Here is a 12,616-nt window from a genome sequence, read left to right as displayed (position 1 = left end):
CGCCGGAATTGAAAGATTTGATTTGATCTCTTCTTTCGGCTTTCGAGAAGTGCAAACTTCGTAAAATTTTTGAGTCTCCGGATCGTGAAATCCGGCGCCTCTTTCGAGGACTCCTCAAGTTTCCGACGTTCACACTTATCGGTTCGTTGAATCTGATTTTTAAAGAACTTTGCTGACCTTAGTCAGCGCAGAAGAAAAAGTTTATCTGAACTTTTTCTTCTTGTCAAGGACATTTCAACGATTCGTTTGAATGCATCTCAATGTTTCTTAACTTTCTGCCTCTCGTTCGAGGCAGGGAGCGAACTATATAGGGTTCGTTTCGTCTTGTCAAGGGTTAAAAAAATCCGCGGTCTCATGAACAGCGGATTTCTGCCGTTTAGCTGCGGATCAGGCCGGCAGCCTCCAGCTCCCTGCGGCGGCTCTCTTTGAGGACATTCACCCAAATCCGCTTTTCACCGTCCTCATTGGTTTCCAAGTAGACGCCCTGAAGCTCTGGAGCGAATCCCGGGAACCGATTGACGCCGACGGCGAGCGCTTCGAAATACGCCTTCACCGCGCCGCCCCAGATTTCACCCGGCACACAGCAGATGACACCCGGCGGATACGGCAGCGCACCTTCCAGGGCGATGCGCCCTTCAGCTTCAGAGAGCGGAATGTACTCGGCATTGCCGCGCATAAATTCAAAGTTCGCCTGCTGAGCAGACATGACAGCCTTGGGAAAATGCTCCCGGCGGAACATCGCTTTCTGCAGATCCTTGATATTGAATTCGCGGGAGAAATCGTGCATTTCCTGACAAAGCTCGCGAATGCGGTAACCCTCGTAGCGCTCTTCCCAGTCGCGGTAAACCTGCGGAATCACCTCCTTCATCGGCGCATTGGCGTCGAGCAGACGCTCAAACCGGGCAATCTGCGTTGTCAGGGACGAGATCTTGGCTGTCGTCTGCGACGGCGTCAGCAGGAAGAGAATCGAATTGAGGTCACACTTCTCGGGCACAACGCCGTGCGCACGAAGGTAGTTGGCCAGAATCGTCGCAGGCACCCCGAAGTCCTCGTACTCGCCGGTTTCGGTATCAATGCCCGGCGTCGTTAAGAGGAATTTGCACGGATCCACAAAGTACTGGTTGGAGTCGTATCCTTCAAAGGCATGCCATTTCGCCCCCGGTTCGAATTTAAAGAACCTCAGGTCGCGTGCGATTTCCTCAGTGGGATAGCTCTCCCACGGACGGCCGATCACGACCGGCGGCACAAAAGGCTGAATGTAGCGGCAGGTGCGCTTCAACTGCTTGCGCGCCTCAATGCCGATCTTCACGCATTCCGCCCAAATCCGGCGTCCCGAGACGCCCGAATGCATCTTGGCATTGATGTCAATCGAGGCAAAAAGCGGATAGAAGGGAGAGGTTGACGCATGAAGCATAAAGGCGTTGTTCACCTGCTTATGCGTCACATACCGCGCCTGCCCTTTCACATGAGCATCCTTTTTGTGAATCTGCGAAGTCTGTGAAAAACCCGCCTGCTGCTTATGCACGGACTGGGTGACGAAAATGCCCGGATCGTCAGGTCCGAGCTCAAGGAGGAGCGGCGAGCAATCCTTCATCATCGGAATGAACTGCTCGTAACCGACCCAGGCAGAGTCAAAGAGAATGTAGTCGCACAAGCCTCCGATGCGGTCCACCACCTGACGGGCGTTATAGATGGTGCCGTCATAGGTGCCAAGCTGAATCACAGCGCAGCGGAAGGGTCTCGGCGCATCGGCCTTTTCGGGCGCAATCTCAGCCACGCGGCGGCGCAGCTCCGCCTCGTCAAAGCACGCATCATCAATGCCGCCGATAAACCCATACGGATTGCGCGATGTTTCCAGATACACCGGACGCGCACCGGCAAGCACCAGCGCCCCCTGATGACAGGATTTGTGGTTGTTGCGGTCAAAGAGCACCAAATCGCCCGGGGTGAGGAGCGAAGAAAGCACCACTTTGTTCGAAGTAGACGTACCGTTCAGCACAAAGTACGTCTTGTCGGCATTGAACACCTTGGCTGCGTGCTTTTCGGCCTCAGCCGCGGCCCCCTCATGAATCAGCAGGTCCCCCATGTCCACGTCCGCATTGCACAGATCGGCACGGAAGATGGTTTCACCGAAAAAGTTGGTGAATTCACGCCCGGCCGGATGACGGCGGAAGAACGCGCCGCCTTGGTGCCCCGGGCAGTCGAACTGCTCGTTGGCTGTGCTGACGTAGCGGCGAAGACTGCGAAAGAACGGCGGCAGAATCTTTTCCTCATAACTCGTCGCCGCATCCACAAGCTGTCGGACGAAATAAGCCTCTTCGACCGGATCGTCGTTGACGACGCCCATGCAGCGTCCGATCAGCTCGTCGGGCACGTAGCGGCCTCGTTCGACCAAAATGAAAATCGGAATGCCGAAGCCGTAAGCCTCAATGCGGTCGAGTTCGCCTACTTCGGCGTCCTCTACTGACATGAGCACCACGCTCGTCTCTGTCATTTCTGCTTCGGAAAGCTTCACGACGACCCGATCCTTCGGGAAGTTTTGGAAGGACACGTTGTTGCTCACGGCAATGGCAAGCTTCTGCATGACGAAAGATCCTGAAATGAAATGGCGGCGGACAATGAGATGCCGGCGCGCGTATCTTAACGGGAGAAGGTGCGGATTTTGAAGGACTGCAGACAGTTCGAGCAGCCTGCAGCATAAAAATGCTGAAGCCGCGCAAGGCGATGCGGCCTCCCGCGGCTTCATTCATTTAAGCATACCGGACGCTCAAGATGTCGGCCGGCATGCACTCAGCTGATCAGCCGACCCACAGGCGGGCGTTGCGGAACATGCGCATCCACCCGGAGGCTTCTGACCATTGAGCCGGATGCCACGAGAGCTGAACAGCACGGTGGCTGCGTTCCGGATGAGGCATCATGATCGTAAAGCGCCCGTCATCGGTCGTGAACGCCGTGAGGCCGCCTTCGGAACCATTCGGGTTCTGCGGATAATAAACCGCAGGCTGTCCATTGCCGTCAACAAATCGGGCTGCGGCGTGCGAAAGCACCGCATCTTCGGGCTTGAGGAATTCGACGCGTCCCTCGCCGTGGCTATTGACGATCGGCATCACAGAACCGGCCATTCCGGCGAAAAGAATCGAGGGGGACTCGAGAATTTCAACCGAAATGAGGCGTGCTTCAAACTGTTCGGAACGATTGCGCAGGAACTGCGGCCAGTGTGAAGCCCCCGGGATAAGCGAACGCAGACGGCTCATCATCTGGCAGCCGTTGCACACGCCAAGACCAAACGTGTCGCCGCGCTCAAAGAAGGTGCGGAACATGGCCGAAAGACGATCATTGTTGAGGATCGTCGCCGCCCAGCCGCCGCCGGCGCCGAGAACGTCGCCGTAAGAGAAGCCGCCGCAGGCTGCCAGTCCCTTGAAACCCGAAAGATCCAGACGCCCCGAGAGGAGATCGGTCATATGAACATCCCAGGGTTCGAATCCGGCACGCAGGAAGGCCGCAGCCATTTCGTTCTGTGAGTTCACGCCTTCTTCACGCAGGATGGCAATCTTCGGACGAACGCCGGACGCAATAAAGGGCGCGGCGATGTCTTCATCGACATTGAACGTCGTCTTGGCAATGAGATTCGTGGCGCGCTCGGCCGAGATGCCCTCGAACTCTTCATCTGCGCAGGCCGGATTGTCGCGGCCGCGGGCAATAAGATGCGAAGCTTCGCTCCAGGCGGACTGGAGCTTCTCGCGCGGGAAGACCGCAAGCGTCTCACCGTTGGCGCAGATTTCAAGCGCGTCGCTCTTGATAAATTCACCCACAAAGTGGCAGCAGTCGGCAAGACCGGCCGCACGCATTTCAGCCACCACTTCCTTCACGCGGTCGCTCGGAACCTGAATCAAGGCGCCGAGCTCTTCGTTAAAGAGCGTATTGAGAACCGTTGCGCCGTGAGCTTCTAGGAGAGAGTCGAGCGTGAGGCGGATGCCGATGCGGGAAGCAAACTGCATTTCCGCCGCCGCAGCAAAGAGACCGCCGTCAGCACGATCGTGATAGCTCATCACGCAGCCCGAAAGCTCGAGCTTGCGCAGCGACGTGACAAAGCGGCCGAGCAGCGTCGGATCTTCGCAGTCGGGGGCCGTATCGCCGAAGCGCTGCGTCGTCTGAGCGAGGATGGAGCCGCCCATGCGGTTTTTGCCCAGGCCCAAATCCACCAAAACAAGCATGCTGTCTTCAAGAACAGGCGTCTTTTTGATTTCAGGGGTGAGCGTAAGCATCGCATTCGTCACCGGAGCGGCAGCCGAAACGATGAGCGACACCGGAGAGGTAACCGTCTTCTTTTCGCCGGCATCTGTCCAACTCGTGCGCATGGAGAGTGAATCCTTGCCGACCGGAATCGAAATGCCTAAGCCGATGCAGAATTCACTGGCGGCCTTCACGGCGTCAAAGAGACGCGCATCTTCACCGGGGGCGCCGCAGGCGGCCATCCAGTTAGCCGAAAGCTTCACGCGGGCGAGTTCGATATCGGCCGCGGCAATGTTCGTGACGGCTTCACCAATCGCCATGCGGCTCGCGGCAGCGGAATTGATCACCGCCAAGGGCGTACGTTCGCCGACGGCCATGGCTTCACCGCGCTGAGTCGTAAATCCAAGCGTCGTAACGGCACAGTCGGCAACCGGAACCTGCCAGGGGCCGACCATCTGGTCGCGTGCGGTCAGGCCGCCTACCGACCGGTCGCCGATCGTAATAAGGAAGGACTTCGAACCCACCGTCGGATGGCGCATCACATCGTACGCCGCAGCCTCGAGCTCAATGCCTTCTTCGGCAAAGGCCGTGAGCACCTTGTCTTCGTGCTTGACGTTGCGGTGCATACGGGGTGCCTTGCCGAGGAGAACCTCCATCGGCATATTCACGGCGTCGTCTTCGCCGGGGCGCTCCACCTTGAGGTCGCTCTTTTCCGTAATGTGACCGATCACCGCATAGGGGCAGCGTTCACGGCGGCAGAAGGCGTCAAACTTGTCGAGTCCGGCGGGATCGAGCGCAATTACATAGCGTTCCTGCGATTCGTTGCACCAGATTTCCAAGGGCGACATGCCGGTTTCTTCAACCGGAACCTTCGAGAGGTCAAACTGCGCGCCCTTGCCCGAGAGATCGGCGAGCTCAGGCATTGCGTTGGAAAGGCCGCCAGCGCCGACGTCATGGATAGCCAGGATTGGGTTGGCTTCGCCCATCGACCAGCAGCGGTCGATCACTTCCTGAGCACGACGTTCCATTTCCGGATTGCCGCGCTGCACGCTGTCAAAGTCAAGTGCTTCGGAGTTTGCGCCCGTATTCATAGAGCTTGCAGCGCCGCCACCCAAACCGATGCGCATGCCCGGGCCGCCGAGGACGATCAGCAGGCTGCCCGCCGGAGGCGTCAGCTTCTTCGTCTGATCATCGCGGATGTTGCCGATGCCGCCCGCGAGCATGATGGGCTTGTGGTAGCCGTAACGCACGCCGCCCACATTGGCTTCAAAAGTACGGAAGTAACCGAGCAGATTCGGACGGCCGAATTCGTTGTTGAATGCCGCGCCCCCCAAGGGACCTTCAGTCATGATGGAGAGCGGCGTAGCAATGCGGCCGGGCGCGCCGTAGGGCTGCGCGTTTTCGACGCCCGCGGAGCAGTCGGAATCGTCTTCCCACTTGTGCGGGGCTTCGCTCAGACGGAGCGCCGAAGTCGTAAAGCCCGTGAGACCCGCTTTCGGACGTGCGCCGCGGCCGGTCGCACCTTCGTCTCGGATTTCGCCGCCCGAGCCGGTAGAAGCGCCGGGGAACGGAGAAATGGCGGTCGGATGGTTATGCGTTTCAACTTTAAAGACCGTATGCGTACGCTCGGTCTTCATTTCAAAGGTAGAGCCGAAAGGATCCGCATCGCTCGGGCGCGGATAGAGGCGCTCAACGTCACGGCCTTCAAAGATTGCCGCATTATCGGCATAGGCTGTAATGGTGAACTGCGGAGCGGCCTTGTGCGTTGCACGAATCATGCCGAAAAGCGTTTCAGCCTTCTTTTCTCCGTCAATCGTCCATTCGGCGTTGAAGATCTTATGGCGGCAGTGTTCCGAATTAGCCTGCGCAAACATCATCAGTTCAACGTCAGTCGGATCACGCTGAAGTTTTTCGAAGGCGTCTGCCAAGTAGGCGATTTCATCGTCGGAAAGCGCAAGACCCATGTCCGCATTGGCTTCTTCAAGCGCCTTACGGCCCTGAGCCAAAAGCGGCACCGTTTCCATCGGACGACCCTGCAGATCTACAAAGAGGTTCTGAACAGGAAAATCCGGCGGCACCGCGGATTCCGTCATGCGGTCGTGAAGCAGCGCGGCAAGTGCACGCTTCTCATCTTCCGAAAGCACCGTGCCCGCTTTCATCTGCACGGAAAAGAGCGTGCCGCGTTCAACGCGGAGCACGCCGGCGACGCCGCAGTTGCCGACGATATCCGTTGCCTTCGAAGCCCAGGGCGAGATCGTGCCGAGGCGGGGAACGACCAGCACGTCAAACGTATTTTCAAGAACCTTGGACGGCGTGGGACCGTAGTTGAGAAGTGCCTGCAGGCGGTCAACCGATGCCGCATCAAGCTCCTTCTCAGCATGCACAAAATGAATGAAGCGGCTCGATACCGCTTCAACGGCGCTGTTGACCTTCTCGAGAGCGCGAAGCAGCCGCTCCTCACGAAAATCCGAAAGTGCGCGAGGCCCTTCGAGGTTGAAGACGATGCCGGCAATGGACGCCATGACTCAGTTCCTATTTGAAGAGAGGGATCAACTTTTTTACCCGCTGACTCGGCCGCATACAGATAGCCGAACGAGCATTTTGCGCGGGATTATAAAGGTGCGGCAGGGCACAGTTGGTCGTCATGCGATGAAAACAATCAGGGAAACATCATCTTCTAAGCACAACACGGCGACTGATCAACGATCCTTTGATCGAACCAACTATAGGATCATAATGATCAAAGGATCGTGAAATACCATTTCAAAAGATTATATTTAAATCGCCCATTAGCTTATAAGATATTCACCTTGTCTTTATCCAAAAATATCTTCAGAAACGGGGACGATAAAGAACCCATGCGGAAGTATTGTAGGTCAAATAATTACCGCCAGGCAGGAAAACAGGCTGAACACCCCATTTAGTCCTGATCAACCTCTGCATTTCCCTTCCCTCGTATTCACCTGCAATTACAGCAAAGAGATTATTAGTTTTAACAAGATCAACGACAGGCCATCCTTTTGTTTCAGCCAGATTCCGCAATTCATTAACTGCGTTCATATAATTTTCTTCACGAAATTTATGAGATGAATTGGTAGATTTATTGATCAAAACAGAGGGGGCCTCATTTATTTTTTCAGTTTTACTTACATCTTGTATTGACGGCGTAACCACTTCAAATGGCGAACCCTTTTCGAAAAGTTTCCGAAGTTTAGCTTCAACTGCTGACGTGGGTTTTGTGATTCCGTTAGCAATTTGACTCACATAACCCGTTGAAATACCTACTACGTCAGCAATTTGCCTATGTGTCCAGCCAAGGCTTCGCAATTTTTGGATATAAGAGACTCCATCCGACAAATTCTTGTCAATACTCACCGATTCATCATTCTTCAAGGATGATGTTTTATTTTCAATTTTGTCCAAAGAATCAAAATTATCAACATTTAAAATGTCATCACAACCCGACGCTTTAATTTCTGCCGAGACATCAGAAGCAGATGCTCTATCCAAATCATTTATTTCAGCATTGAATAATGACGGGGCATTATTTTCTATTCCCTCTTGTGGATCGCCGTTTGTTTCAAATGCGCCATTGACCTCCAGCGTCATAACATCAACAGAACCTCTTGTTACAGGTCCTGCTGCCTGTCTGACTCTGCAGAGCAGTTGATCGCCATTATCCTGACGGTCTTCTTCTGTCTTTTTATCCGGGTATATGCCCAGTTCCTCGAGTTCGCGCACCACTCGATTCATCGCTTTTTCAGGATCTCGGAAATACTCTGAGCCACGCAAACGGATGAAGGACCAACCAATACGTTCCAATACGGTCTGGCGACGCATATCCTCTTCAATTTTTTGCGCACCTGAATGATAGCGATCACCATCGCATTCGAGAGCGACACGTTTATAGCCTGTACCAAAAACAGCTATATCAATGCGAAAATTACCAACAGGCTCCTGTTGCCGAATCCGGTAACCAAGTTGTTTGAGATGTTTGGCTACTGGTACTTCAAAGAACTGAGAATTAGGATCAGCAGCTGCACGAATTTCCTCTTCTAATGCCGCTCCAGACAAAACTTTATCGGCATGTTCAAAAAGTTTTCGGCGTAAATCTTCAAAGTTTAACTGAGTCTTCCAATCGAAGGAGTGGATAAGCCAAACTTGATCGCGGGCACGAGAGACCGCAACATTATACCGTTTGGTCATAATCTCTTGTCGATCTCCTTCTTTCTTGAGTAATTTTCCTTCTACATCGCCGCTATCGACAAAGGATAAGAAAATCACGTCTCGTTCATCACCTTGAAATTCGGCAGAAAGACCGCAAAGAATATGCCTGTCTTTAATAACATCCGCACTAAAAGTCTGGGCAATTACATTCTGAATAAGGCGCACTTGGGAAGATTTACTCCGCATAACAATTACGCCAAAGGTTTTCCCCTTATATTCAGGCTGATCTATACAGGCCTTCATGAGGGACGCAATTGCATGGGCCTCTTCATGGTTTTCATCGTTCTCGCGACGAATGCCAGGAACCCGCTCGATGACAAACGGAGGGTGCACCGTTGTGTCGTCATCATGACGCAGCGGTTGGATTTTTCGTTCATAACACAGTCTATTGCTGAATTCAATAATGCTTGGGACACAGCGAAAATGTTCTGAGAGACGAACCATCCTCATGGTAGGTATCACCATGTCATATAACGACATGTCATATTCATAGGACTCTGCATGTGGTACACGACCTGTCAGCCACGATCGACGCAATGCATCTACTGCTTCAGTTTTGGTACCGATGGAAACTGGACTAACCTGTTTATCGTCACCAACAATAATTGCGTTTTCTGCAAGATATAAAAGCGGCAAAGCGGTGAGATCAGCTTGACTAGCCTCATCAACTATCAGCAGATCAAACCGGGATTGAACATCGACGAAAGAGGTTAAAGCTTGATCAATCGTCATAATCCAGACAGGTACGATCCCGCTGCCTACTTTTAGTTCTTTTTGTGCATTCTGTAAATGAACTGCGGCCATCTTCCCAGTGCCCTTGCCGACTCTCTTCATAGCCTGTGCAGCGCGCTTTAGAGAGGCCAACATTGTGGGCTCGGATTCCTGCCGTCTTGATGCAGCAAGCCAAGCCTTGGCTGCAGCCAGTTTCTCAGTTTGCGATCTATATTTTCTAGAAAGATCTGCGGCCTTTCGTTGTAAAGATTTAAGATTCGTTGATGTTTTTGAATTAAATATTTGCTCCAGTTGTTTTATACGCCATGCTTTGGATAATTCTGAATAAATAGGATGCTCGCTCTCAGAAATAGCCTTTGCTGACTTTAATCTCTCTGCAAAAATTGGAGCTGCAGAAGCGAGTTTATTAAAAACAACTCGCCACCTTTCATAGACTGGTCTTATTTCATTAAGTCTCTCAATATTTTCATATGCATCTTTATACTTTTCGCTTCGTTCGCCGACAGCAAGCCATAAATCCATTCCAACAGCAGTTGTTCCAAATGACTCTAAATAATTTTGGTAATTATTGAGCAGCAGATCAATTTCAAATCGTCTTGTTTCACGACCAACAATCTCCATCGCGGCCTTTGATGCCGGAAGAAACCTTTTACGGAAAAATTCAATCTGCTCTTTTTCACTCGAATCTTGCGCAGGATTAAAGAGAGAATCAACATTCACCCCCATCTCTCGCCAAGATTTGATTAATGGGTCCACAACTCCCCTTTTTAAAGTTAAGGCATTCTGCAATCTAACGAAATATTTACGATAAATAACTTCAAAAGTGTTATCCAGATCCTCTGCGCTCAATTCATTAACGTCTGAATCATTTAGTAAACGGTTCCATAGACGGTTAAAACTCTGGCGAGTTTGAAACATTTCAATTCGCAGCTTAACGGCATTAACGGCCTCCGTTGTATTTGGGGTTTTTCCATTGACGGTCACCTGTTCAATTTTTTTGCAAATAGACCCATTACTCAGCTTCCATAACCAACTTGGCTGACCATTAGGAGCCGCATTTCTAAATTTTATAAAAGACTCAATCCAATTCTGATCTTTCAGGCAATCGTTAGCAAAATTTACTTCATAATCCAACTCAACTTCTTTATAAAGTCGCTCTGACTCCTTAGCAGCAACCATCGAGTTCAATAATTTCTCAAAAGATAAAGCCTTAACCTTATCTCCAAAACCAGCAATAAATGCTAGGTTGATCATGGGATATTTCAAAGCATCATCAAAGATAGTAAATACATCTTTTACGCCGTTCCACACTTCCACTATTTTATTTCCGTTCTTCGTTGGAAAACTAAAGTTCGGCAATCCCTTGGTCATCTGAAGTATAGTTGTATTTAACCCTTTTATATCAGTACGCTTTATAACTTTGGAAATTACATCAGGCTTCTCAAAAGATTCAATATTTTTAAGTTCAGTAATTGCAGCATCAAAGTTGGCAACCGGCATCAATCTATCTAAGGCCGGAATTTCCTGATTTAATGATTCAATATCATCATCTTTCTGTGAACCTCGCCATTTTGTCAGCAGCTCATATTCTTCTTCTGATAATGGAAACGACGGCACATCAATTGTTCTGCCCGGTATAAGTGCGAGCAATCTATCCTGTTCATGCAGTTTTTTCGCAACTGCCTTAAGACTTAAACTTTCTCCATCAAAAGAAATGGATCCAATCTCCTGATTAAGTTGAGAAAAAATGGCATCACGAACTTCAACCAAGTCATTAAGCAAGTTTAAGCGTTCAGCCGTCAACGTCTCAATAAGTCGCTGTTCGTCTCGAGAATTTAGGCTTTCAATCCGTTCAGAAAAACGCGAGGCAGTATCTAAAATTTCTTTTTGATTTTCAGAAACACGTGAGACACAGAGATCTCGAAAACTTATAGGAAGTTTGTCCTTGAGTACAGACAGCGCTTTTGTCTTTTGGCTTGTGACCAAAATACGTTTACCTTCTGATAGAAAATGACCTATCAGATTAGCAATAGTATGTGTCTTACCCGTCCCCGGCGGGCCCTGCACAACGACAGACCCAGCTTCACGGATACGGCGAGCAATCATCAGCTGTTCTTTGTTCGCAGCTTTCGCTAGTAAAATGTCCGGGTCCTCACCTGCCGTAGCAGCAAGACGCTGTTCATATGTTTCCTCTCCGTGATCCGTATATTTTTGATTTTTTTTACATTCACAAATCACGTTTTGTAAATGGTTGGGAACTTTCCCAGAAATAGCAATTGTTTTTCTGATGCGGTCAATTGCTGTATCCAAACCCAAAATACGGTCTCGAAGCATCAGGATTGGATATTCATATAGCAAAAAATCCGCTTCAGTTGGAAAATCAGGCGAAGGAGATGTGCTCTTGCCTAACCAATTCGCTCGAGGGTGAAGTTTCAATATAAAATTACGAAAAAGATCCTCATAGTCATCACCATTGATAAGATCTCCAGCTGCATCAATAACAGCTTCTCTCAGCCCCTCTTTTGCTTTAGGATTAAAACCGACTTCAGCAAAATAAGTCAATAAACTATCATTAAAAATTCCTTCTTCTTCATCAGGCTTCAATTCAATAATACTGCGATTGTATTGATCGACACCCAATTCAATTGTTAATCGCCTTGTTACTAACGGATATAACACGGGCGCCGGCAAGCCTTCATCTTCTCTTGAGGAGAAGATGAAATTACCAAGAACAATTTCCTTTCTTAAATTGGAATTTTCAACTTCTTGAAGAATTTCATTAAACCGGAGGTACCATTCGCGAGTTTTTTTCGTCTTGGCCAAATTAATCTTCCAAGACTCTCTGACACCTAACCAATGATGAAATTGCTTCACTCGATCGTCATCATCTTCAAACTGAATTGTGATAAATTCAGTTTGATTAGGTTCATTACTCGAAAATAAAACATTTGAAGCTATTTTTTTGAAGGGAATTATAGCCGTATTTGGATCCCAATCTGGATCATCATAATTTGGTTCCTTCAACCATGCAGCTATCTCTTTTGAAGGCAGCGGGCAACCTGGAATTGGCAAATTGGCGACCTGCATCACCCATGTTTGATGGCCATCCCCAAAGCGAATTCCTGGCAATTGATCTTGTTTAATTTTATCAATCCAGATTTTCTTTTCGACATCTTTAACGTGAAATATTTTCTTATTTTTAATCTTCGCGAGCTCTCTGATAAATCCAAATACACTGGCAACCTGATCATTCGAGTTCCCATAAATATCTTTTTGTTCTTCTAAATTATTACTATTCGTCATAATTGCACGGAGACCGCTATAAGAAAATATTTTGCTCATTTTCCACTGACATATGTCAGATACAACATAGCATCAGTTTACGGATGAGGCACTTTTAAAAGTTTACCGTCTGAAACCTTTA

Annotated in this window: 3 protein-coding genes; all 3 read right to left on the bottom strand. The window is 49.9% G+C overall.

The annotated features are described in order from the left end of the window. Positions 1–376: 376 nt before the first annotated feature. Positions 377–2,584, bottom strand: coding sequence for an ornithine decarboxylase (speC, locus tag DES29_RS06340; RefSeq protein ID WP_113854621.1), 2,208 nt, complete (start codon positions 2,582–2,584; stop codon positions 377–379). A 214-nt stretch (positions 2,585–2,798) separates the two neighbouring features. Next, positions 2,799–6,755 (bottom strand): phosphoribosylformylglycinamidine synthase, encoded by a 3,957-nt coding sequence (purL, locus tag DES29_RS06335; protein WP_021995542.1) that lies wholly within the window; start codon positions 6,753–6,755, stop codon positions 2,799–2,801. Between the two features lie 310 nt (positions 6,756–7,065). Beyond that, a complete protein-coding gene (locus DES29_RS06325) occupies positions 7,066–12,534 on the bottom strand; it encodes an AAA domain-containing protein (RefSeq protein WP_113854619.1) in 5,469 nt (1,822 codons plus the stop codon). Positions 12,535–12,616: the final 82 nt, after the last annotated feature.

The sequence above is a fragment of the Sutterella wadsworthensis genome (assembly GCF_003315195.1).
Taxonomy (GTDB): Bacteria; Pseudomonadota; Gammaproteobacteria; order Burkholderiales; family Burkholderiaceae_F; genus Sutterella; species Sutterella wadsworthensis.
The sequence above is the reverse complement of the archived record's forward strand: the minus strand, read 5'-3'. Positions and strand labels throughout refer to the sequence as shown.

Bases quoted from the DNA above. Each gene is read 5' to 3' on its own strand.
- DES29_RS06325 (WP_113854619.1), bottom strand. From the start codon at position 12,534: ATGAGCAAAATATTTTCTTATAGCGGTCTCCGTGCAATTATGACGAAT.
- speC (WP_113854621.1), bottom strand. From the start codon at position 2,584: ATGCAGAAGCTTGCCATTGCCGTGAGCAACAACGTGTCCTTCCAAAAC.
- purL (WP_021995542.1), bottom strand. From the start codon at position 6,755: ATGGCGTCCATTGCCGGCATCGTCTTCAACCTCGAAGGGCCTCGCGCA.